Raw genomic sequence first — 23,501 nt, 5'->3', positions numbered from 1 at the left:
TGGCTCAGGACGGCTCGGCCACAGCGGCCTCGGTGACGGCCTCCGTGGGTTCGGGCACGGTCTCCCCGTCCGCCGGTGTCGTCTTGGGCGGCAGCAGGTCCTGCACCGCCCTGCGCAGCGTCTCGCTCACCGAGTCGTCGTACGGATCGGGCGTCGCCGGAACCTGGAGCCGGTGCACGGCCCCCGTGCCCAGCCGCGCGTACCCGCGCCCGGGCGGGACCATGGGCGGCGGCGTGGTGTGCGGCGGGGCTCCCAGCACCGCCTTCAGCTGCTCCACCGTCGCGGGCCCGAGCACGACACGCGCGCGGGTGTGCTGCCGCAGCGCGTCGCCGAGCGCGTCCGCGCTGTCGAACTGTTCGGCCACGACGACCGTGACGTTGACCGCGCGGCCGTGCCGCAGCGGCACCTGGAGCAGCGCCTGGGGGTCCTTGCGGCCGTTCGCGGCGGCCAGGTGCGTGAACGCGGTCGGCTGGTCGAGCAGCAGCCACAGCGGGCGCTTGGTGTCGTCCGGCGGGGGCTGGCCCGCCTGCCGTGCGCGGTTGACGGCGATCAGCCGCCGTTCGGTCTCCGTGGCCGCCCACTCCAGGCTGGCCAGCACCCCGGCCAGCCCGCACTCGACGGCCAGGACTCCGTCACGGCCGGTCAGGCAGGCGTACTCACCGGTGCCGCCACCGTCGACGACGAGCACGTCCCCGTGCTGGAGGGCCTGGAGCGCGATGGAGCGCAGCAGCGTGGAGGTGCCGCTGCCCGGCTGGCCCATCGCCAGCAGGTGCGGCTCGGTGGAGCGCAGGCCCGTGCGCCAGACGACCGGCGGCACGTCATGTTGTTCCTCACCGAAGGCGAGGGGGAGGGTGCGCTGGACCTCGCTCGGGTCGGTGAAGCCCAGCACGGTCTCGCCCGGTGCGGTGACGAACCGCTGGGCGGGGATGCCGGTCGGCAGCGGGGTGAGCGCGGTGACCGCGAGCTCGTTGCCCTCCTCGTCCCAGACGAAGAGGTACTCGCGGCCCCGGCCGGCCTTGACGGCGAGCAGGTGCTCGATGCGCGCCCGTGCCTCGGGCTCGCCGTCGGTGAAGTACGCCGGGTAGCGGATCAGCAGGTGGGAGACGCGACCGGAGTCGTCGAACGCGTAGGAGGGGAAGGCCTTCTCCCACTGGCCGCCGTGCGCGTACAGCGGCGCCGGGTCCTCGGCGGCCGAGAAGTACGGGACCAGCGCCTCGTACAGCGACGACAGGCGCCGGGTGTGCGACGCGTCGGGGCCCTCGGGCCGGGGCGGAGTGCGGTTCCGGCCCAGCCAGGCCGCCGCCGACGTCACCACGACCGCGGCGAGCAGCGGGCCGTACGGCACCAGGGCCACCACCAGGATCACCGAGGCCACCAGGAACAGCAGCGGCCCGCGCCGGTCCTTGGGGGTGTCCGCCCATCTGCGCCGGCCGATCGCGGCGAGCCGGCGCAGACCACGGGCGATGGTGATCAGCGGGTGGAGGACGTCCGTGGCGCTGTCCGCCGCCGTCCGGGCCAGCTCCCGGCTCCGGCCGAGCTGCGCGCTGCCTGTGCTGAGAATGCGGGGGAGGGGGCGCCGGGCCACGTGCTGCCTCCTGTGGGTGCGTACGGGTGACGGGCGAGGGGTCCCTCGGACCGATCCGGAACGATCCTGTCGGAGTCCTCCGGGGAGGGCGGCGGTCTCAGAACCTCATGCCGCCCAGCAGGCTCGCCAGGGACTCGCCGCCAGCTCTGATGCTCGGGGCGATGGCCGTGCTCGAGAGGTAGAAACCGAACAGGACCGACACGCATGCGTGTGAGGGCTTCAGGCCGTCCTTGCGGAAGAAGATGAAGCCGATAGTGCCGAACAGGACGACGCCTGAGATGGAGAGGATCATGTGAGATCTCCTGGTGTCGAGGGGGGACAGTCACCCTGAGTCCTTCCAGCATCACAGGATGTATCCATATGACAAAAGGTGCAACTGGGTGAATTTCGTTCGATTTCCCTCAGGTGGCGCAGTCGGCTGGGCCGGCGGCTGAGTTGCCCTGCCGTAGGGGACGGGGTCCGTGATGATCTCTACCTCGGGCGCCTCGGGTCATGTGCCGCACGAGCCAGTACCCTGGCGATTCCCCCGTACGGCCGAGCAGCGCTGGCGGTCGTACGCTTGCTCCGCGCGGGTCCGCAAGCGGCACCCGCGCACACTTTCCGAGCAGTGCATTCCCCGAGCACTTCCCGCATTCCCCAAGCAGTCCCCAACGCTCGCAGTGAGAGGCGGTCCGGCCCATGAGTGAAGCCCCCGACCCAGAGGTCGTGGAGCTGGCGACCAAGATCTTCGATCTGGCCCGGCAGGGGCGGACCGAGGCGCTCGTGGCGTACGTCGACGCGGGTGTCCCGGCCGACCTCACCAACGACCGCGGCGACTCCCTCGTGATGCTCGCCGCCTACCACGGTCACGCCGACGCGGTCCGCGCCCTGCTGGCCCGCGGCGCCGATGCCGACCGCGTCAACGACCGGGGTCAGACGCCCCTCGCCGGAGCGGTCTTCAAGGGCGAGCAGGACGTGATCAAGGCCTTGCTGGAGGGCGGCGCGGACCCCTCCCTGGGCACGCCCTCGGCCCTCGACACGGCCCGGATGTTCGGCCGCACCGAGCTGCTACAGCTGTTCGGCGAGCAGTGAATCCCAGGGCCGTGCGTAGCTGAAACACGGTCTGACCAGCAAAGACACGGAAAACGGGGGAGGCGGTACGGGGCCGCCGGAAATTTCGGTCGCGGCAGCACGGGCGCCGGGTCATCATGACGTCGTGATTCACGGACGCGATGGCTGGGCAGGTGTTGCCGCACCGCGCGGACCGTGATGCGGCCCGCATGGGCCACCGACGAGAGGCAGAGGAAGATGGTCTACAGCAAGCAAGAGACGGCGGGCGCTCCGACGTGTTGTCACGCGGCCAGGTAGTGCGTGTTCCCCGGTTGCGTCGACGCTTGATGTGAGGCTGTTTCCCATGTTCGATCCGGTCATAGCGCCCAGCGGTACGCTGCTCGGCCTGCTCCAGCGGGGCCGCGGCGACGGCACACTGCACGCGCTCACCGCCCCGCGCGCCGAAGCGCTCGCGGCTCTCGACCACTGCGTGCTGCGCGACCCCCGCCACGACTGGCAGGTGGAGAACCGCTCCCTGTACTACGCCCGGCTCTTCCTCGACCTGAACGGCGAGCTGGACGCCATCGAGGCGCACCTCTTCGACCCCGAGGACGCCCTCGACACCGACGAGTCCCGCACCGGGCTCGCCCTCGCCGTCCTCGGGCACCTCGCCTCCTACGGCAGGCAGGACGCGCTCGCCCTGCTGCGCAGGTACGCCGCCACCGGCGCCAACTGGGCCTGGGCCCTGGACGAGCTGGCGCTCCGCGACGACGACGCCGGGCTGCGTGCCCTGGCCGCGCCCGTCCTCGCGCGCTTCTCCACCGACCCCGAGGGCGAGGCCGAGCTGGCCGCCGCCGTGCGTGACGCCTTCGAGCCACGGCCGTGGCGGCTGTGGGCGGAGGACCCGCGGGCATCGATCGCCACGCGTGTGCGCGCCGCCCACGAGACCGGCTGTTTCGACCGCTGGCAGCGGCAGATGCGGCCCACCGGGCCCCGGCCCGGCTGGAGCGTGCAGGCCGTGTTCGAGTGGGCCCAGCAGGGCATCGAGCGCGGCGCCGCCCTCCACGTCCCCGCCGCCCGCTGCCTGGCCGCCGTGGCCGGTCCCGAGGACCGGCCCGAGATCCTCCGGGCCGCCCGGCAGGGCACGGACGGCGCCCGCTGCACCGCCCTGCGCTACCTCGCCGACGGCAACGACCCCGACACCCTGGACCTGATCGAGTCGGCCGTGTCCGACGGCTCCGCCACCGTGGTGGAGGCCGCCGTCGACGCCTTCGAACGCATGCGCAGTGTCGCCGCCGTGGACCGGGCACGCGGCTGGGCCCGCCGCCCCGACCCGCTGGGCGCCGCCGCCGGCCGGATGCTCGCCTGCCGTGGCGGGGCCGGGGACCGTGACCTCGTCCTCGCCGCCCTCCGGGAGGCCGTGCGGGGCGAGGGGCCCGACGCACCCACTCTGTGGGCCCTCGTCGACGGCACCGGGCGGCTCGGCATCACCTGCGCCGCGCCCGTCCTGCGGCACATCTACCGCGAGACCGCCTCTTCCCATCTGCGCGGGCGCGCCGCCCGTGCGCTGGCCGCAACCGACCCCTCCTTCCCCGCCGGCTTCGCCGTCGAGTGCCTGTGGGACTGCGAGGAGACCACCCGCGAACTCGCCGCCCGGTACGCCGAGACCGGTGATACCCGGGTCGTCGAGCAACTGCGGCGGCTCGCCGCCGACCCTGCCGAGGAGGCCGAGGTCCAGACGGCCGTGCGCAGCCGGATCAACCCCGACCTGCCGACCGCGTGAACGTCCGGTGGCCCGCCGCACAGGGGCGCGTGGACACGGGATGACCCGCCGGGCCGGACCGCCCAACGCTCATGGGACGTTCCTCGGCCGGAAAGATCGACGTTGACGCGTTCACGTCCGGTGCGGCGACAACACCGGTATGCGTGTCGTCATCGTGACCGAATCCTTTCCCCCTGATGTGAACGGCGTCGCCCACTGCGCCCTCCAGACCGCCCGCCACCTCTCCGACCGGGGCCACGCCCCGCTCGTCGTCGCTCCGGCCACCGCCGCCCCCGGCGCCTCCGGCTCCGAGGCGCCGTACCCCGACGCCCCGGACGTCCCCGTCGTCCGCGTGCCCTCCCTCCCGCTCCCGGGCTACCCCCAGGTCCGTGTCGCGCTCCCCAGCAGGCGGGTCGCAGCCGCTCTGAGCGAGCACCGTGCCGACCTCGTCCACCTGGCGAGCCCGTTCGTCCTCGGCGTGCGGGGCATGGCCGCGGCAACCCGGCTCGGCATCCCGGCCGTGGCCGTCTACCAGACCGACCTCGCCGGCTACGCCCGCACCTACATGGGCGCCGGGGAGGGGGCCGCCTGGCGCCGGATCCGCTCCGTGCACGCCGCCGCCGACCGCACCCTGGCACCCTCCGGCGCGGCACTGCGCGACCTGGAGGCGCACGGCGTGCCCCGGGTCAGGCTGTGGCCGCGCGGCGTCGACACCGTGCGCTTCCACCCGGGCCACCGGGACGAGGCGCTGCGCCGCTCACTCGCCCCGAACGGCGAGTCGATCGTCGGCTACATCGGCCGGCTCGCCCCCGAGAAGGAGGTCGAACTCCTCGCCGGGGTGTGCGGACTGCCGGGCGTGCGGGTCGTGGTCGTGGGTGACGGCCCCTCCCGGACACGGCTGACCGAGGCACTGCCGGGCGCGCTCTTCCTGGGCCGCCGCACCGGCGCCGAACTCGCCCGGATATTCGCGTCCCTGGACGTCTTCGTGCACACCGGCCCGTTCGAGACCTTCTGCCAGACCGTGCAGGAGGCCATGGCCGCCGGTGTGCCCGTCGTCGCGCCCGCCGCCGGAGGTCCGCTCGACCTGGTCGCCCATGGCCGCACCGGACTGCTGGTCACGCCGGGCGACCCGGCCGCCGTACGGGAGGCGGTACGGTCGCTGGCCGCCGACCCCGCGCGCAGGGCCGCCTTCGGGACGGCCGGCCGCGCCGCCGTCGAGGGCCGCACCTGGGCCGCCGTCGGCGACCAGCTCCTCGGGCACTACGAGGACGTGCTCGCCCGTCGGCGCACGGCGGTGGCGGCATGAGCGGCGGACCACGCATGAGCGGCGGACCGCTCAGGATCGTCCGCATCGCCAACTTCGTCGCGCCCGCCTCCGGCGGCCTGCGCACCGCCCTGCGCGAGCTCGGAAAGGGCTACCGGGAGGCCGGCCACGAACCCGTGCTGATCGTCCCCGGCGAGCGCCACACCGACAGCGAGACCGAGCAGGGCCGGGTCATCACCCTGCCCGGACCGCTGCTTCCGGGCAGCGGCGGCTACCGCGTCCTGACCGGCAGGCGGCGCGTCGCGGACCTTCTGGAGCAGCTGGCTCCGGACCGTCTGGAGGTCTCCGACCGCACGACGCTGCGGTGGACCGGCAGGTGGGCGCGGCGAGCCCGGGTGCCCGCCGTCATGGTGTCCCACGAGACGGCCGACGGGGTCCTGCGCACCTGGGGCCTGCCGGAGAACCTGTCCCGCCGGGCCGCGGACGCGCTCAACGTCCGCACCGCGCACACCTACGCGCGCGTGGTGTGCACCACCGAGTTCGCCGCGCGGGAGTTCGTGCGGATCGGCGCGCGCAACGTCGCCCGCGCCCCGCTCGGTGTGGATCTGGTGGAACGTCGCCCGGCGCTGCGCGACCCGGACCTGCGCGCGCGGCACGCCGGCGGGGCCGAGGCGCTGCTGGTGACCTGCACCCGACTGTCCGTGGAGAAGCGGCCCGGCACCGCACTCGACACGTTGGAGGCGCTGTTGCGGCGCGGACGGCCGGCGGTGCTCGTCGTGGCGGGCGACGGGCCGCTGCGGCCCCGGCTGGAACAGCGGGCGCGCGAGAGCGGGCTGCCGGTCACCTTCCTGGGACACGTCTCGGACCGGGCCCTGCTCGGCGCGCTCCAGGCCACCGCCGACGTCTGCCTCGCTCCGGGGCCCGCCGAGACGTTCGGGCTGGCCGCCCTGGAGGCCATGGCGTGCGGTACGCCCGTCGTGGCCAGTGCCTCCTCCGCGCTGCCGGAGGTGATCGGCTCGGCCGGTGCCACGGCCCAGGACCGGGGGGAGGCCTTCGCGGATGCCGTGGAGGCACTCCTGGCCCGCCCGGAGCCGGAACGGCGGGCGGCGGCACGCGCGCGTGCGGAGTGCTTCGGCTGGGACATCTCCGTGGCCGCGTTCCTCGCCGCCCACGACGCGCCGGTGCTCTCCGGTCGCCTCTCGCCGGAGGCCGCGCCATGAGGCCCGTCCGCTTCGTCGCCCTCGGTGACTCGCTGACCGAAGGTGTGGGCGATCCCGCGCGGCGCGGACTGCGCGGCTGGGCCGCGCTGCTGGCCGGCGGGCTCGCCGAGGAGCCCGTGGAGTTCACCAACCTCGCCGTCCGCGGGGCGCAGACCCGGGACGTGCTGGAACGGCAGACCCCGGCCGCCCTGGCGCTGCGGCCCGACCTCGTGTCCGTGGTCGTCGGCGTCAACGACGTGCTGCGCTGCACCTTCGACATCCACGCCGTGGCCGACCGGCTCGACCGGGTGTACGCGGCCTGCACCGGTCAGGGCGCCGTCGTGCTCACCGCCTGCCTGCCCGACCCCGGGAACATGCTGGGCCTGCCGGGCGCGCTCGCCCACCCGCTGGCCCGCCGGCAGCGGGCGGTCAACACCGTCGTGCACGAGCTGAGCGACCGGTACGGTGCCGTCCACTTGCATGCCAGCGAGGGGGAGTGGCTCACCGACCGGGCGATGTGGAGCGCGGACCGGCTGCACCCCGGCGAGCGCGGGCACCGGCAGTTCGCCCTCCGCTTCCACGGGCTGCTGGCCGGGGCGGGACTGGCGTCCGGCGCCGCGCCGTCGCCGGAGCCCGAGTTCCCGGCTCCGAGCAGGTCGGAGAGTCTGTGGTGGCTGGCCACCGCGGGCACGGGTTGGGTGGCCCGCCGCTGCACCGACCTGCTGCCACAGCTGCTCACCCTGGCGGCCGAGGAAGTGTGCCACCGTGCCTGCGGCGCCGGCTCCCGGCTCGACCTGCGCGCCTCGGCGGCGGTGTCGGCGGCCCTGGCCGCCCTGCCGGTGGCACAGGCAGCGGAAGCGGAGGTGGCGTGAGAGGCGAGCCACCGGGGAGGCGAGGGCTCAGCGGCGTCGCACGGGGATGAAACGGACCGGTGTGCCCGGTGCCGCCTGGGCCGCGGCCGGGAGGTCGGCGGCACGCACGACGCCGATCACCGGGTAGCCCCCGGTGGTCGGGTGGTCGGCCAGGAAGACCACCGGGCGGCCGTCCGGCGGGACCTGGACGGCGCCCAGGACCATGCCCTCGCTGAGAAGTTCGCCGGAGCGGGCCCTCTCGAGGACGGGCCCCCGCGTCCGCAGTCCGATGCGGTTGCTCGCGGACGACACACGGTAGGTGCGCGAGGTGAACACGGCCTGCGCCCGGGGAGTGAACCAGTCCTCGCGCGGCCCGAGGACCACGCGGAGGACCAGTTCGGCCGGCGGCCGCGGCTGCGGAGCGACGTCCACGCGCGCGTGCAGCCCGCCCGGTCGGCCCAGGGGAAGCACCGTGCCGTCAGTGAGCGGCGCGGGGCCGAGCCCGGACAGCAGGTCGGTGGAGCGGCTGCCGAGCACCGGCTCGACAGCGATGCCGCCGGAGACGGCGACGTAGCCGCGTACGCCCCGGACCGCCGCGCCCACGTCGAGCAGTGCCCCCGCGGGGACCCGCACAGGCGCTCCCCAGGCGGCCGGGCGACCGTCCACCGAGACGGAGCACGGCGCCCCTCCGACCGCCACGGTGACCGCCGAACGGGGCCGCAGGGAACAGCCGTCGAGGGTGGTCTCCAGCACGGCCGCTCCGGGTGGATTGCCGACCAACCGGTTGACGAGCGCCGCCGTCGGCGCGTCCAGGGCGCCGGAGCGCGGCACGCCGAGGTGGGCGTGCCCGGGGCGCCCCTGGTCCTGCACGGTGGTCAGCGCCCCGGCCCGTACGACGGCGAGCGCGCGGTCGGTCATACGGCACCCACCGGTACGAAGCGCACGGACGCGCCCGGCGACAGCAGCGCGGCCGGCACGCGCGCGTGGTCCCACAGCACCGCGTCGGTCGTGCCGATCAGCTGCCGGCCGCCCGGCGACGGACGCGGGTACACGCCGGTGTACGGGCCCGCCAGCGCCACGGACCCGGCGGGCACGGCGGTGCGCGGGGTGGACCGGCGCGGGACGTGGTACCGCGCGGGCAGACCGGTGAGGTAGCCGAATCCAGGCGCGAATCCGCAGAAGGCCACCCGGAACCCGGTGGTCGCGTGGAGGCGGGCGACCTCCTGTTCGGTGACGTCCCAGAGCGCGGCGACGGCCGGGAGGTCGGGGCCGTCGTAGCGCACGGGGATCTCGACGACCTCGGACGGACGCGGGGGTGCCGGCGGTGTCCGAGAGGCCGTGAGTTCGGCGGCGAAGCGGTCCGGGTCGTCCAGGCCGTCGAGCAGCACCGTACGGGCCGCCGGCACGAGCTCACGGACGGTCAGCAGGCCCTCGGCGGGGCGGCGCGCCAACTCGGAGTGCAGGGCCTCGGCCTCCTCGCCGCAGGAGACCTCGACGAGCAGCGCGTCGTCACCGACCCGCAGCGTCCTCATACGAAGGCCTCCACCCGCACACCCGACGCCACCAGCCGGTCGCGGACCCGCCGGGCCAGCTCCACCGCGCCCGGGGTGTCCACGTGCAGGACAACGAGCGGGCCCGCACCTCGACGACCGACCCCGTGCGCGAGTCGACCGTTCCGAAGCGGGCGAGGCCCACCGACCGCTCCACGACCCTCACCGGGTCGGTGACCACCGCCCCGTCCCGGTCGCGCGGCACGAGCGTGCCCTCGTCGGTGTAGGCGCGGTCCGCGAACGCCTCGGCGACCGTGCCGAGTCCGGCCTTCCCGGCCAGCTCCAGCAGGCGCGAGCCGGGCAGGCCGAGCACCGGCAGCGCGGCGTCGGCGAGCAGCACTCCCTCGACGACCGCGCCCGCCTGCTCCTCGTCGCGCACGACCCGGTTGTACAGGGCGCCGTGCGGCTTGACGTACGACACCCGAGTGCCCGCCGCGCGCGCGAAGACCTCCAGGGCGCCGATCTGGTAGGCGACCTCGGCGGCCAGTTCGGCGGGCGGCACGTCCATCGCGCGCCGCCCGAACCCGGCCAGGTCCCGGTAGGAGACCTGCGCGCCGATCCGCACCCCGCGCGCGGAGGCCAGTTCGCACACCCGCCGCATGGTGACCGGGTCCCCGGCGTGGAACCCGCAGGCCACGTTGGCGCTGGTGACGACGGACAGCAGCTGTTCGTCGTCGGTCAGCCGCCAGCGGCCGAAGCCCTCGCCGAGGTCGGCGTTCAGATCGATCGAGAGGGGCGTCGAGGTGGAGGTCATGGGGTCTTCGTGTCTCTCCTCAGGCCACGCGGTACTGCTCGTCGCGGGCGTCGGTCAGGAACATCTGCCCCGGTGCGTGGGTGATGGCGAACGGCGGCCTGGATGCCATCACCGCCGCCTGCGGGGTCACCCCGCAGGCCCAGAACACCGGGATGTCGTCCGGCTCGGCCACCACCGGGTCGCCGAAGTCGGGCCGGCCGAGGTCCGCGATGCCCAGAGCCGCCGGATCGCCGCAGTGAACGGGGCTGCCGTGCACCGCGGGGAGCAGTCCGCTCTCGCGGATGGCCGCCGGCAGGTGGCGCGGCGGCACCGGACGCATGGACACGACCATGGGGCCGTGCAGCCGCCCCGCCGGCCGGCACTGCCGGCTCGTCACGTACATGGGGACGTTGCGGCCCTGCTCGATGTGGCGGATCGGGACGCCCGCGGACGTCAGTGCCCACTCGAAGGTGAAGCTGCAGCCGATCAGGAACGTCACCAGGTCCCCGCGCCAGTGGCCGCGCACGTCCGTCGGCTCGTCCACCAGCTCGCCGTCCCGCCACACCCGGTAGCGCGGCAGGTCGGTGCGCAGGTCCGCGCCGTCGGCGAGGACGGTCGAGAAGGAACCGGCGTCGGTGACGTCCAGGACGGGGCAGGGCTTCGGGTTGCGCTGGCAGAACAGCAGCATCTCGTACGCCCAGTCGGCGGGGACCGAGATCATGTTGACCTGGGTGTGGCCCGCGGCGACCCCGGCCGTGGGGCCCGCCAGCCCGTCCCGGAAGCGTTCCCGGGCCGCATGCGGGGTCCACGCGTGCGCGTGCTCGTCGACGAGGACCACAGGGCGGTCCCCGGCCCCGGCCGGCAGGTGACGGTCCGTGGTGCCCGGGGCCTGTGCGGTCCCGGTGGTGTCCGTGCGGCTCACGCCAGCTCCTTCCCGCGCGTCTCGGGCAGTCCCAGCAGCGCGAGAGCCGCGATGCCGTAGCCGATCGCGCCGAAGACCAGCGCCCCGCCCACGCCCCAGCTGTCGGCCAGGAAGCCCACCAGGGTGGGGAAGACGGCCCCCACGGCACGGCCGGTGTTGTACGTGAAGCCCTGACCGGTGCCGCGCACCGCCGTCGGGTACAGCTCGCTCAGGTAGGAGCCGAAGCCGCTGAAGATCGCCGACATGCAGAAACCGAGCGGGAAGCCCAGCACCAGCAGCAGGGTGTCGGCGCCGGTCGGGATGTTCGCGTAGGCCACGATGCACAGTGCCGACAGCAGGGAGAACAGCCAGATGTTGCGCCGCCGGCCCAGCCGGTCGGTGAGGTGACCGCCCGTCAGGTAGCCGACGAAGGCACCGGAGATCAGGAACGTCAGGTACGAGCCGGTGCCGACGACCGACAGGCCCCGCTCCGTCTTCAGGTACGTCGGCACCCAGGTGGCCAGCGTGTAGTAGCCGCCCTGGACGCCGGTGGAGAGCAGGCCCGCGAAGACCGTGGTGCGCAGCAGTCCCGGTGAGGCGGCCGTGCCCGGCTCGAAGATGGCTGTGAACGAGCCCTTCCGCGCGCTCTGTTCGCGGACCGCCATCGCCTCCGGCGCGTCGTGCACCCGGCGTCGCAGCCACACCACCAGCAGCGCGGGCAGCGCGCCCGTCCAGAACATCACGCGCCAGGCCAGGTCGTCGCCGGCGACGGAGAACACCAGCGTGTACACGACCGCGGCCAGCGCCCAGCCGACCGCCCAGGAGCTCTGGACCGCGCCGAGCGTGCGTCCCCGGTGCTTCGCGCTCGCGTACTCGGCGACCAGGATCGCGCCGACCGCCCACTCGCCGCCGAATCCGAGGCCCTGCAGGGCGCGGAAGACCAGCAGCGTCTCGAAGGTGGGGGCGAAACCGCAGGCGACGGTGAACACCGCGTAGGTGATCACCGTGATCATCAGCGCGCGGACCCTGCCGACCCGGTCCGCGATCACGCCCGCGACGGCGCCGCCGATCGCGGACACGACCAGGGTGACGGTGGTGAACAGGCCCGTCCGCCCGCTGTCCAGACCGAAGTACGCGGCCAGCGCGACCATGCTCAGCGGCAGCGTGAAGTAGTCGTACGAGTCCAGCGCATAGCCGCCGAACGCGCCCGCGAAGGCGCGCCGGCCGCGCGGGTCCAGAGCCCGCAGCCAGCCCAACGCGCCATCGTCCGCGGTGCGTTCACCACGTCGGGAGCGCTTGCCTGGGGTCAGGGCCCGCGGTGGAGGAGTCGTGCTCATGGGCACCTCGCAGTTGAGGGACGGAGGGTGCTGATCAGTGAGCAGTGCCGTGCGGAAGCGGCGGCACCGGCTGTCCCGGTGGGGGCACGGGGCGGCGCCGTGTGCAGCAAGGTAGAGGATCGTTGAACGATCCTTCAATACCCCTGTTGTTTCGTCCTCGTGTCTGCGGTTGAATTCCGGGCATGGCAGAGCAGCTGAGGGGACTGGAAGACGACCGCGCCCTGCTGGGCCGAACCAGCACAGCCGAGCGCGTCTCGGACATCCTCAGAAGCCGTATCGCCGAGGGGTACTTCCCGCCCGGCACCCGGCTGTCGGAGGACAGCATCGGCGGCGCGCTCGGCGTCTCGCGCAACACTCTGCGCGAGGCGTTCCGGCTGCTGACGCACGAGCGGCTGCTCGTCCACGAGTTGAACCGCGGTGTCTTCGTACGGGTGCTGACCGTCGAGGACGTCGAGGACATCTACCGCACCCGCCGCCTCGTCGAGTGCGCCGTCGTGCGGGGTCTGGGCGAGGCGCCGTACGCGCTGGACGGACTCGCCGAAGCCGTCGCCGAAGGGCGGCGGGCCGCCCGCGAAGGCGACTGGAAAGAGCTGGGCACGGCCAACATCCACTTCCACCGCGAACTGGTGGCGCTCGCCGGCAGCGACCGCACCGACGAGCTCATGCGCAGCGTCTTCGCGGAACTGCGCCTCGCCTTCCACGTCGTGGACGACCCGCGGCGGCTCCACGAGCCCTACCTCGTCCGCAACCAGCAGCTCCTCCAGGCCCTCCAGGCCGGCGACCGGGACGATGCGGAGAAGCTGCTCGCGGTCTACCTCGACGACTCTCTGGAGAGGGTGGTGGAGGTGTACCGGCGACGCGTCGGCGAGGACGTGTAGCCGGCAGCGAGGGTCCCTCGCGCCGGACGCGACCGCGGTGGCACCGGGGGTGCGTCTGCGCCGTTTGGGTCGATGTCAGACCGAGGACCTAGTCTGTGCACCGTGACTTCGCCTGCATCGACGGACAGCGTTCCGCCCCAGCTCAGCGCGGGGCCGCGCCCCGCCATGGGCCCGGCCGCCGACGAGGGACTGGCGCGGCGGCTGCGCGCGCTCGCCTGCACCGCGCCGCTGCACGACCTCGACGCGCGCAAGGCGAACCTCGCGGGCGAGTACTCGGTGTACGGCATGGCCGAGGTCGCGCTCGCTGCCATCGACCTCGTCACCCTCAACATGGACTTCGACACCGGCGCCGACCACGAGCAGATCGTGTCCCGGCTCCTCCCGCGCGTCGCCGCCCAGGCCCCGCAGCGCCCGGCCGCCGAGCACGAACGGGTGGCCCGCTGGGTGCTGGAGAACCTGATCAACGTCGGCAGCGTCGACCGCGGCTTCCGCGCGGTCTACGGCACGTTCGCGCCCGACGGCACGTACGTGCGCCGGGACTACGACTTCAAGCTGATCGAGGAGGTTCCCGGACCCGGCGGCACCGTCTACCTGCGCACCACGGACGAGGCGGTCAACGTCCTCGTGGGCGCCCTCGACACCGACGTCACCAGCGCGCAGATCGCCGCCGAGGTCAAGCTGGAGGTGCTCATCAGCCGCGGCCGCCTCGCCGACGCCCAGCTCGCCGCCGAGCAGGCCCGCTACCGGACCGTGCAGTACTCCGAGACCCTGCGCCGGGCCCTGGAGGCCACCCGGCGCAACGTCCGCGCGGTGGACTGGCTGCGCGCCGTGCCGGACATGATCGCCGAGGCCCTGGACCACGTCGCCGACCGCTACCGGCACGAGAACGCGATCCTGACCAACATCCGCAAGGCGCGCGACGAGAGCGAGGAGCCCGAGCACAAGCGGCGCGCCGCCGAGCTCGTCGACATCGTCAAGGACTGCATCCGCAGGCACACACAGCTTCAGTCCCGGCTGCTGGAGGCCGGCCCCCTCTTCCGCGCCGAGCAGGACCGGCAGGCCTTCGCCACCCCCCTGACCGCCTCCGGGACGGACCTCTACGGCCACCTGCTCGCGCCGACCCTTCCGCTGCCCCTGGAGCAGGCGATCCGGGTCACGGACGCCTTCTTCGCGCACGGCACCGGGCTGCGCACGCCGATGTCCGTCCGGGTCGGCGACCTCGTGGACATACTGCTCACCCCGCCCGTGGAGCGGGAGCACCTCGGCGCGGAGATGCCCGAGCCCGACCTGATCGCCACCCCGGACGACAGCCGGTTCAGCGAGGAGCAACTGGCGGCCGCCACGGAGTTGCTGGACCTGCCGGCCGACGCACCGCGAAGGCTGTCCGGCCTGCTCGCCGAGGCGCGCCGCAAGGACGCCGATCTGCCGTACCTCGTCGCCCTGCTGGCCGTCCACGCGGCCAGCCCGCCGGTCGGCACCGCCTACCGGCAGGGCGAGGAGAAGCTGCTGTTCGCCGTGGACGACGGCACCGAGCTGGACGACCCGGAGTTCGGCGGAGCCGACCTCATCGTCGGCACGGCCCTGCTGGACGCGGCCGGAATGGCCGCCGGCCGCACGGAGGCGGCGTGACCGCCCCGCCGGAAACACCGGGAAGCCGCGGCGTGTCGTTCGGCCCCGCGAGGTCCGTGGCCGGTCGCGCCGTTCCCGGCGCCCCTTCGAGGGCGCTCGCCCTCAGCCTCGTTTCGAAGATCAAGGAGTTCTGTCCGTGACCGAGCACGTCGACCGGAGTGAGCCCGAAGCCGGCGGCGCGCCCACGGCGGCCGCTCTCACGCCCGCCGACGCCGCCGACGCGGCCCGGCTCGTCGCCTTCGGGCTGCAGCCCAAACTGCAGCCCGCGCGGGACCAGGAGTACGCCGAGCTGTTGCGCCGCCACCGCGAGGACCCGGCGTTCGCACGCCTCGCCGACGCCGTGGCCGCCGGGCTCGGGCTGGTCGTAATGGAGGTGTCCCCGCGCGCGGGAATGGCGGTGACCGCGGCCGAGGACTCGGTGTTCGCCGTCCGCATGGGCGACTACGCGCGTCGTACGGCCGCCGACTCCGGGGACCGCTTCCTGCACGGACTCGCCCACCTCTCCGTGGCCGCCCTCGCCTTCCCGCGCCCCGAGGACCTCGCCGACGACGGCTACATCGGGCGCGTCACGGTCAACGGCGTCGACGCCTTCGTCCGCCAGGCCTGCCGCCGCCTGGAGGAGCGCGCCGAGGAACAGGGCGAGAACACCGACCCGGCCACCGACGCCCCCGGACTGGAGGCCGCCTGGCGGATCTGGGCCAGACGCAGCGCGACCGGCGCCACCAAGGACGCGCGCCGCCCCGCCGCATCCACCACGGGCATCGTCGCCAAGGCCCTGGCGTTCCTCACCGACTCCGGGTTCCTGCAGCGCACCGGCGACGAGAGCGGCGGCACCTACCGCACCACGGCCCGCTACCAGCTCCAGGTGCGCGACATGGCGAGCAGCGCCGCCCTGGCCGAACTCCTCGACCTGGGTGTCGTCCCCGTGACCGACGGCACGCCGAGCCTGCTGCCCGCCGAGGACACCGACGACCTGGAACTGGTGGCCGACGCCGGACTGCCGTTCCACGCCGCCCCCACCCAGTCCTGAACTCCCCCGATCTGCCAGAAGACTGACGAGAGTCCGCCATGTACGAGCTGTCCCGGGTCCGCCTCTACTCCATCGGGCCTGCCGGTGCGCGCTACGCCGACACCGTGCTTGACCTGCGGGGTGTGGGCGAGCCGGTGCCCGACCCCGCGCCCACCCAGGCGGAGTTCTTCGAGGAGGAGCCGGTCGGCCCGCCGCGCCGCCCGGCGCCCGCAGGCGTGCTCTTCCTGGAGAACGGCGGCGGCAAGTCGGTCCTGCTCAAGCTGATCTTCTCGGTGATGCTGCCCGGCCACCGCAACACGCTCGGCGGCGCCAGCTCCGGCGTGCTGCGCAAGTTCCTGCTGGCCGACGACTGCGGGCACGTGGCGCTGGAGTGGCAGCACGTGCACACCGGCGAGTGCGTGGTCGTCGGCAAGGTGAGCGAGTGGCGGGGGCGCCAGGTCTCCAACGACCCGCGGAAGTTCGCCGAGGCCTGGTACTCCTTCCGGCCCGGTCCCGGCCTCACCCTGGACAACCTCCCCGTCGCCGAGGCCACCTCCGTACGACCGCCCGTCGAGGGCGCCTCCGGCGCCCAGGGCCGGCGCCGCACCATGAAGGGCTTCAGGGACGCGATCACCGAGGCCGGCAAGGCCTACCCGCACCTGGAGGTGCACTGGGAGGAGACCCACGAACGCTGGACCGAGCACCTGGGCGACCTCGGCCTCGACCCCGAACTCTTCCGCTACCAGCGCGAGATGAACGCCGACGAGGGCGAGGCGGCAGGCCTGTTCGCGGTGAAGAAGGACTCCGACTTCACCGATCTGCTGCTGCGCGCCGTCACCGACACCCGCGACACCGACGGACTCGCCGACCTGGTCAGCGGCTTCGGCAACAAGCTGGGCCGGCGCGCCGAACTCATCGCCGAACGGGACTTCACCGCGGGCTCGGTCGACCTCCTCGGGCGCATCGTCGAGGCCGCCGAGGCCCGTACACGCGCGCGCGACGTCCACACCGCGGCCGAGCGGCGCACGCGGACGCTGGCGCGGCGGCTGTCCGCCCGGGCCGTGCAGGAGCGGGTGCGCGCCGCCGACCTCGCCCAGCGGGTCACCGCCGCCGCCTACGCCGTCACGCACTCCGAGGGCGCCCGGGAGCGCAGCGCGCTGGTCGCCGCCGAACTCGCCTACCGGCACGCCTCGCTGGCCCTGGCCGCCGCCGAGAAGTCGGCCGCCGCGCAGAAGCGGGAACTCGCCGACGCCCGCACCCTGCACTCCGCCTGGCAGGCCGCCGAGGCCGTGCTGCGCCACCGCGCCGCCGCCGATCGCGTGGCCCGCGTCTCCGCCGCCATCCAGGAGGCCGAGCGCGACGCGGCTCCGGCGCTCGCCGCGCGCGCCAAGGCCGCCGTGGACCTCGTACGAGCGCTGCACGCGGCCGCGGAGCGCGCCGAAGCCCTCGCGAACGAGGGGGACGAGCGGTCCGAGCACCTCCAGGAGGCGGGGGAGACGGCCCACCGGGACGCCACCGCCGCCGCCACCGAGGCGCAGCGCGCCCGCAGCGAGGCCGGCCACCTGCGCCAGCGGCTGACCGAGGTCGAACAGGAGACCGCCGAGGCCGTCCGCGCGGGCTGGCTCGACGACAGCGCCCCCGACGCCGACCCGGCCCGTGCCGCCCTGGCCGCCAGCGACGCGGAGAAGACGGCCGTCGCCGCCTGGGACGAGGCCCGCGAGGCCGCCCGGAAGGCCACGGAGCACGCGCGTGAGGCGGCCTCCGCCGAGTCCCGCGCGGAACTCACGGCGGCCCGGGCGGCCGACGCGACGGCGGCGGCGGAGCGGGCCTACGAGGCCGAGCGACGGATCGCCGAGGCACTGGCGGGCGAGGAGCGGCTCGCGGAGCTGCTGAGCCTGCCCGGCGCCGTCACGGCCCGGCGGGCCGGGGTACCGGCGCCCCGGACCGGATCCGATGCCGCGGCGGCCGGCTCCCCGAACGGCCCGGCCGACGCGGCGGCGACCGAGGCGGGCGACCGTGGGGCGTCGCGCGACCTGCCGGGGAAGGCAGCGGCGGACGAGGCCGAGCACACGCCGCACCCGCTCGCCGAAGGGCACCTCACCCCTGAGGACCTGGACCGCTTCGCCGACGAGCTGCGCGAACTCCTCGACGGCGCCGTCACCTCCGCCGAGCGGCACCTGTTCGAGCTGCGCACGGCAGCCGCCGACGACTCCCGGATCCTCGGCGCGCTCGGCGACGGCGGCCTGCTGCCGCCCGGCCCCGACGTGCTCGCCACCGTCGAGTTCCTCGGCGAGCACGGCATCCCCGCGCTGCCCGGCTGGCGCTACCTCGCCCAGGCCGTCGACCCCGCCGACCACGCGCGCGTACTGGCCGCCCGGCCCGAACTCGTCGACGGTGTGATCATCACCGACCCCGACACGCACGCCCGGGCCCGCCAGGCACTGGCCGACGCGGCCCTGCTGCCCAGGTCCGCCGTGGCCGTCGGCACCGCGGCCGCCCTGCTCGCCCCCACTCCGGCCGCCGACTCGGCGACCACCGACGTCTTCCTCGTACCGCCGAACCCGGCCATGCACGACGAGCACGCCGCCGACGAGGAACGGCAGGCGCTGCGCGCGCGGGCGACCGAACGGGACGAGGAGATCCGCCGGCTGGCCGCCCGCCTCGGCAAGGACCGCGAGCTGGCGGCCCGGCTCGCCTCCTGGCGCACCGGCTGCCCCGCCGGGCGGCTGGCCGAACTGGCCGAGGCCGCCCGGAACGCCCGCGCGTTCGCCGAGGAGGCCGAGGCCGAGCTGGCCGAGGCACGCAGCGCGCGGGCGGAGGCCGAGGAGGCCGCCGCCGAGGCCGTGCAGGCACGCGACGAGCGCCAGGAGGCCGCGCAGAAGACCCGGCGCGCCGCCGACGCCCTCGCCGGGCTCGCCTTCCGGCTGCGCGAGCGCGCCGGCTGGCAGGCCCGGTTGCGCGAACTCGCCGACGAGTCCGCCGAGTCGGAGGCCCGCGCCCAGACCTGCCTGGAACGCGCCCGCGCCGCCGACGAGGACCGGCGCGCCGCCCAGCGCGCCGCCGACGACGCCCGCCGCACCGCCCGCGCGCTGCGCGCCGAGCGCTCGGAGATCGCGGGCGCCCCCGACGACGTGCCCGAGACCGACGGGGACGCGCCGAAGGCGTCGCTGCCTGCCCTCCGCGAGGCCTACCGCGCCGCCTCCCAGGTGTACGAGAAGGTCGGCGTCGGCGCCGACCTGCGCGCCGAGCAGGCCCGTGCGGAGAGCGACGAGAGCGCGGCCCGCGCCGAGTTGGACCGGCTGAGCAACAAGGTCCGCACCCGGGCCGAGCAGCTCCTGGAGTCACCCGACGGGTCCGACGGGCCGTCCCGGCAGGCCGCCGCGGTCCGCGCGGAGGAACTGGTGCAGCTGCTGGAGACCCGCATGTCGTCCGCGAGCGAACAGCTCGGACGGCTGCGCGGCGAGGCCGAGCGGCTGGCGCCCGAGGACGGCGAGGCGCACACCGAGCTGCCCGGGGAGCTGCTCCCGCGCGACGCCGAGCACGCCCAGGGCCTGCTGCGCACGGCCACCGCGGAACTCGCCTCCCGTACCGAGGCGTTGGCCCAGGCCCGTGAGGCGCACGCCGAGCTGCTGGAGGCCCACCGCGCCGCCGAGGACGCGGCGAGCGGCTTCGACGAGATCGCCGCCATGCTCCGCGACCTGCTGCGCGAGCACACCGGCGACGAGGAGCAGGAGGAGCCCGAGCCGTACCCGGGCAGCCCCGAGGCGGCCAGGCAAGCGGCTGCCGAGTCCCGGCGGTCGCTGCGCGGCTGCGCGGCCGACCTGTCCGCCGCCGAGGCGGCCGTGCGCGAGGCGAGCGACGTCCTCGTCCGGCACGCCAACTCCACCCGTTACGAGCAGGTGCGCACCCCCGCCCGGCAGCAGATCCGCGAGCTGCCCGCCTCCGCCCTTCCCGAGCACGCCCAGAAGTGGGCCGAGGCCTTCGCGCCCCGGCTGCGCGTCCTCACCGACGAGCTGGCGCAGTTGGAGCGCAACCGTGACTCGATCGTGGACCGGCTGCGCGGTCTCGTCGAGTCGGCGCTCGCCACGCTCCGGTCGGCCCAGCGTCTGTCCCGCCTTCCGGAAGGCCTCGGCGAGTGGTCCGGGCAGGAGTTCCTGCGCATCCGCTTCGAGGAGCCCGACCAGGCCACGCTCACCGAGCGGCTGGGCGAGGTCATCGACGAGGCGACCCGGGCCGCGGTGAGGAAGAACTCCGACCTGCGGCGCGACGGCATGTCCCTGCTGCTGCGCGGAGTGGCCGCCGCGCTGCAGCCCAGGGGCGTCGCCGTGGAGATCCTCAAGCCGGACGCCGTGCTGCGCGCCGAGCGCGTACCCGTCGGCCAGATGGGCGACGTGTTCTCGGGCGGTCAGCTGCTCACCGCCGCCATCGCCCTGTACTGCACGATGGCCGCTCTGCGGTCCAACGACCGCGGCCGTGACAGGCACCGGCACGCGGGCACGCTGTTCCTGGACAATCCCATCGGCCGGGCCAACGCCACGTACCTGCTGGAGCTTCAGCGAGCCGTCTCCGACGCGCTCGGCGTCCAGCTCCTGTACACCACCGGCCTGTTCGACACGACGGCCCTGGCGGAGTTCCCGCTGGTCATCCGGCTGCGCAACGACGCCGACCTCAGGGCCGGGCTGAAGTACATCAGCGTGGAGGAACACCTGCGGCCCGGGCTTCCGCAGCCGGCCCCGACAGGCGAGGCGGTGCACAGCGAGATCACGGCGACCCGGATGTTCAAGCGTCCGGCGTAGCCGTTGGGGGCCCGGTCTGCCGCGCACGGTCCGGCGGGCCGGCCCGGCGGGTGCGACCCGTTGTCGCATGAGCTGCCGGGTGCGGGCCGCCACCCACGGCCCGTCGTGCACGATCCGCCGGGTGCGGGCCGCCGCTCAGGGCCACGACTCGCGGGCAGGCGCAGACGGTCCGCCGCATACGGCCGCCGTTCACGGCCTGCGGCACCCAGGGGGCGACGCACCCGGCACCGGGGCACAACCCGCCGTGTCACAGGAAGCCGGCGGGCGTTGCGCACGTGGCCGGATCCGGACGATGAGGCGTGGGCCGATCCGGACGATGAGACGTGGCCGGGTCGGGACGATGCGACCTCGCCGGACGCGGCGGCGTCGCCACCAGCCGGTGCGGCGTCGCTGTCCGACGGTGCGGCTTCGCCGGGTCCTGTCGTCGAACTCCCGTCGTCCGCCCGGAGGGCGGGCCCTGCGGCGTCAGGTGCGTGCTCTCGGTGTGCCGGGCACCGGCCCTAGTACTGGATGTACTCGGGCCTGGGACCGGTGCGGCGAGTGGGGGCACCTCCCGCGCCGTCAAGGCAGTGGGCGAGCGTGCATGGCGTCGCTGGGCAGGCGGGAATTTGACGACAGGGCCTAGGAGTGCGACAGCCTGCCCGTGCCGCCGCGCCGGCGTATGCGCTCCTGTGCGCGCTCGGTCGCCCGTTGTTCCCGCCGGGTCAGGCGGCGTTCGCGCCGCAAGGCACGCGCCGTGCTGCTGGGGGCCGAGACCACGCCGTTGCGCTGGTTCCACACCTGGCGGGTCACCCACACGTCGAGCGCCGCCCAGGTGGCCACCACCGTGCTGGCCACGCTGCTGAGCACCATCGGGAAGGCCAGCCAGGACCCGGCAAGGGTGCACAGGAACGCCACCACGGCCTGGATGAGCGTCACCGCGATGATCAGCACCGCCCGCACGGCCGCCTCGCGCACGGGATCCGGCATCCTGCGCCGCCGTGCGGGCTCCTCGACCCACAACGGCTTGTAATAAGGCTGCTGGGCGGATTCACCTTCGCCCGTCCAGGCAGACAGCCCACGAGTCCCTTGCCTGTCGCTCCCCGGCGCCGCAATGTCGCGATCCGGTGCCTCCGGCGCCTGCTGTGCCACCGTCAGCGGCTCCCCACCGCTGTCGGCGGCCCTCTCACGCCGCTCCGCCGTGCCCATCAACGTGTCACTCCCCACCGCCGGCAGGCCGCTCGCCCCGGTGTCCGAAGAACCGGCTCCCCAGTGACTGCCCGGCTTGCGCTGCTTTACGCCGCCGAGATGCGGGATGCGGCTCCAGTGGCCCATTCCGCCTCGATGTCCCATGGAGAAGGACGCACGAGGGACCACGAAGATTCCCGACGGACGAAAAATATCGGCCAACCGGCCAGGTCGGCCGACCCGTTCCGGCCCACCGGACGCCGCCGGGTACCGGGGCACCATCTCCCGCAATGCCAGGACAACTCGCCATCTCTCACCGTCGGAACGGAAGTTCATCCTCCGGTCGGGCCTTCGAGTTACCTGTGCGTCGGTAGTAGGCTCGCGCCGTTTGTTGACGCACGTGTGTACCCCCGGCCGGTGGGGGTCGAGCTGGGGGAGGCCATGCGCTTTCGCGGGAAGTCCATCCGCCGGAAGATCGTGGCGCTGCTTCTCGTGCCGCTGCTGTCCCTGGCCGCCATCTGGGCCTTCGCGACAGTGATCACGGGACGCCAGGCGACCCAGCTGTTCAACGCCTCGTCCGTGGTGGAGAAGATCGCCTACCCCACCGAGGACACCGTCCGAGTCCTGCAGCAGGAGCGCCGCCAGAGCCTCGTCTACCTCGCCGATCCCCGCGCCTCCGACGGTCTGGCCGCCCTGCGCCGCAGCCGGGCCGCCACCGACAAGGCCGTGGCCGAGCTCCGCCGGAACGCGAAGAACTCCGACGTCCGCGACGCGCTGGGCACCGGCAGCGGCGGGCGGCTGTCGGCCGCGCTGGACGCCTTCGACGGCCTCGACTCCCTGCGCCGCAGCGTCGAGGACCGCACCGTCGGGCGCAGCCAGGCGCTCGACCTCTACAACCACCTGGTCGACCCCTGCTACGTCCTGCTGGCCGGCCTTCACGTCGTCGACGACGTGAACCTGGACAAGCAGTACCGCGCCCTGGCCAACCTGGCCCGGGCTCGCGAACTCCTCTCCCGTGAGGACGCGCTGCTCGGCTCCTCCCTGGTCGTCGGCGCCCTCACCCGCGACGAGAGCCGCGACATCTCCGCACTCGTCGCCCAGCGGTCCCTGCTGTACGACATCAGCCTGCCGCTGCTGCCGGTCGCCGAACGGGGCCGCTACCAGCGCTTCTGGACGAACGCCGGCTCCGCCCCGCTGCGGGCGGCCGAGCAGGCCGCCGCCTCCACCACGTCCGGCACGCCCCGGGGCGTGAGCGCGAAGAGCTGGGACACCGCAGCCGCCGGTGCGCTCGACGACCTCGGCAGCCTCGACGACCAGGCCAACGACCGCTACCAGGACCGGGTCCGCCCGGTCGCCATGACCGTCATCCTGCAGGCGGCCGTGGCGGGTGTGCTCGGCCTGATCGCCCTGCTCTTCTCCCTCTTCCTGTCCATACGCATCGGCCGCGGCCTCATCCGCGACCTCAGGCAACTGCGCCTGGAGGCCCACGAGGCGTCCGGCGTCCGCCTGCCCAGCGTGATGCGCCGCCTGTCGGCCGGCGAACAGGTCGACGTGGAGACCGAGGTGCCACGCCTCGAATACGACGAGAACGAGATCGGCGAGGTCGGCCAAGCTTTGAACACCCTGCAGCGGGCCGCCGTCGAAGCCGCCGTGAAACAGGCCGAACTGCGGGCCGGCGTCTCCGAGGTCTTCGTCAACCTCGCCCGCCGCAGCCAGGTACTGCTGCACAAGCAGCTCACCCTCCTCGACGCCATGGAGCGCCGGACCGAGGACACCGAGGAACTGGCCGACCTCTTCCGCCTGGACCACCT

The 23,501-nt window shown here is 74.3% G+C and carries 17 protein-coding genes and 1 pseudogene; 10 read left to right on the top strand and 8 right to left on the bottom strand.

What is annotated here, in order from left to right; all coding sequences use genetic code 11:
• Nucleotides 1–4 precede the first annotated feature (4 nt).
• Nucleotides 5–1,585: an ATP-binding protein gene (locus tag BZY54_RS05490; protein WP_086723397.1), complete on the bottom strand. Its 1,581-nt coding sequence runs from the start codon at nucleotides 1,583–1,585 to the stop codon at nucleotides 5–7.
• Nucleotides 1,586–1,682: 97 nt separating this feature from the next.
• Nucleotides 1,683–1,877 carry a hypothetical protein gene (locus BZY54_RS05485; RefSeq protein WP_086723396.1) on the bottom strand — a complete coding sequence of 65 codons (195 nt, stop codon included), beginning with the start codon at nucleotides 1,875–1,877 and terminating at the stop codon, nucleotides 1,683–1,685.
• A 386-nt stretch (nucleotides 1,878–2,263) separates the two neighbouring features.
• Here BZY54_RS05485 and BZY54_RS05480 point away from each other — a divergent pair, with 386 nt between their 5' ends.
• From BZY54_RS05480 to BZY54_RS05460, 5 genes are all read left to right on the top strand, one after another.
• Nucleotides 2,264–2,656 (top strand): ankyrin repeat domain-containing protein, encoded by a 393-nt coding sequence (locus BZY54_RS05480; protein ID WP_086723395.1) that lies wholly within the window; start codon nucleotides 2,264–2,266, stop codon nucleotides 2,654–2,656.
• A gap of 322 nt (nucleotides 2,657–2,978) precedes the next feature.
• Complete coding sequence (locus BZY54_RS05475; protein WP_086723412.1) at nucleotides 2,979–4,397, top strand: hypothetical protein; 1,419 nt, start codon at nucleotides 2,979–2,981, stop codon at nucleotides 4,395–4,397.
• A 139-nt stretch (nucleotides 4,398–4,536) separates the two neighbouring features.
• Nucleotides 4,537–5,682 (top strand): glycosyltransferase family 4 protein, encoded by a 1,146-nt coding sequence (locus BZY54_RS05470; RefSeq protein ID WP_086723394.1) that lies wholly within the window; start codon nucleotides 4,537–4,539, stop codon nucleotides 5,680–5,682.
• 14 nt (nucleotides 5,683–5,696) lie between these two features.
• Nucleotides 5,697–6,860: a glycosyltransferase gene (locus BZY54_RS05465; RefSeq protein WP_086723393.1), complete on the top strand. Its 1,164-nt coding sequence runs from the start codon at nucleotides 5,697–5,699 to the stop codon at nucleotides 6,858–6,860.
• A complete protein-coding gene (locus BZY54_RS05460; protein ID WP_086723392.1) occupies nucleotides 6,857–7,711 on the top strand; it encodes an SGNH/GDSL hydrolase family protein in 855 nt (284 codons plus the stop codon). The genes BZY54_RS05465 and BZY54_RS05460 overlap by 4 nt, the downstream gene beginning before the upstream one ends.
• A 27-nt stretch (nucleotides 7,712–7,738) precedes the next feature.
• On the opposite strand, the gene BZY54_RS05455 is transcribed toward BZY54_RS05460, so the two are convergent.
• The 5 genes and pseudogenes from BZY54_RS05455 to BZY54_RS05435 all read right to left on the bottom strand — a co-directional run bounded on the left by BZY54_RS05455 (nucleotide 7,739) and on the right by BZY54_RS05435 (nucleotide 12,211).
• On the bottom strand, nucleotides 7,739–8,608 hold the full coding sequence (locus BZY54_RS05455; protein WP_086723391.1) for a 5-oxoprolinase subunit C family protein: 870 nt from the start codon (nucleotides 8,606–8,608) through the stop codon (nucleotides 7,739–7,741).
• Nucleotides 8,605–9,222: a 5-oxoprolinase subunit B family protein gene (locus tag BZY54_RS05450; RefSeq protein ID WP_086723390.1), complete on the bottom strand. Its 618-nt coding sequence runs from the start codon at nucleotides 9,220–9,222 to the stop codon at nucleotides 8,605–8,607. Before BZY54_RS05450 ends, BZY54_RS05455 begins: the two co-directional genes overlap by 4 nt.
• Nucleotides 9,219–9,994 (bottom strand): annotated as a pseudogene (locus tag BZY54_RS05445) (LamB/YcsF family protein). Before BZY54_RS05445 ends, BZY54_RS05450 begins: the two are co-directional and overlap by 4 nt.
• 19 nt (nucleotides 9,995–10,013) lie before the next feature.
• Nucleotides 10,014–10,838, bottom strand: coding sequence for a putative hydro-lyase (locus BZY54_RS05440; RefSeq protein WP_086723411.1), 825 nt, complete (start codon nucleotides 10,836–10,838; stop codon nucleotides 10,014–10,016).
• 53 nt (nucleotides 10,839–10,891) lie between these two features.
• Nucleotides 10,892–12,211: an MFS transporter gene (locus BZY54_RS05435; RefSeq protein ID WP_086723389.1), complete on the bottom strand. Its 1,320-nt coding sequence runs from the start codon at nucleotides 12,209–12,211 to the stop codon at nucleotides 10,892–10,894.
• A 182-nt stretch (nucleotides 12,212–12,393) separates the two neighbouring features.
• On the opposite strand from BZY54_RS05435, the gene BZY54_RS05430 reads away from it, so the two are divergent.
• The 4 genes from BZY54_RS05430 (at nucleotide 12,394) to BZY54_RS05415 (ending at nucleotide 20,523) form a co-directional block, all read left to right on the top strand.
• Nucleotides 12,394–13,089: a GntR family transcriptional regulator gene (locus BZY54_RS05430; protein WP_086723388.1), complete on the top strand. Its 696-nt coding sequence runs from the start codon at nucleotides 12,394–12,396 to the stop codon at nucleotides 13,087–13,089.
• A 102-nt stretch (nucleotides 13,090–13,191) separates the two neighbouring features.
• A complete protein-coding gene (locus BZY54_RS05425; RefSeq protein WP_086723387.1) occupies nucleotides 13,192–14,718 on the top strand; it encodes a hypothetical protein in 1,527 nt (508 codons plus the stop codon).
• Nucleotides 14,719–14,854: 136 nt separating this feature from the next.
• Nucleotides 14,855–15,748 carry a hypothetical protein gene (locus tag BZY54_RS05420; RefSeq protein WP_086723386.1) on the top strand — a complete coding sequence of 298 codons (894 nt, stop codon included), beginning with the start codon at nucleotides 14,855–14,857 and terminating at the stop codon, nucleotides 15,746–15,748.
• Nucleotides 15,749–15,786: 38 nt separating this feature from the next.
• Nucleotides 15,787–20,523 (top strand): hypothetical protein, encoded by a 4,737-nt coding sequence (locus tag BZY54_RS05415; protein ID WP_086723385.1) that lies wholly within the window; start codon nucleotides 15,787–15,789, stop codon nucleotides 20,521–20,523.
• 621 nt (nucleotides 20,524–21,144) lie between these two features.
• Here BZY54_RS05415 and BZY54_RS05405 read toward each other — a convergent pair.
• A complete protein-coding gene (locus tag BZY54_RS05405; protein WP_086723410.1) occupies nucleotides 21,145–21,711 on the bottom strand; it encodes a hypothetical protein in 567 nt (188 codons plus the stop codon).
• Between the two features lie 420 nt (nucleotides 21,712–22,131).
• On the opposite strand from BZY54_RS05405, the gene BZY54_RS05400 reads away from it, so the two are divergent.
• Nucleotides 22,132–23,501: nitrate- and nitrite sensing domain-containing protein (locus tag BZY54_RS05400; RefSeq protein ID WP_143668008.1), on the top strand; the 1,370-nt coding region annotated here is incomplete at its 3' end.

It is taken from the genome of Streptomyces carpinensis (assembly GCF_002154505.1).
Lineage (GTDB): Bacteria > Actinomycetota > Actinomycetes > Streptomycetales > Streptomycetaceae > Streptomyces > Streptomyces carpinensis.
This window is presented reverse-complemented; position numbering and strand designations above follow the sequence as displayed.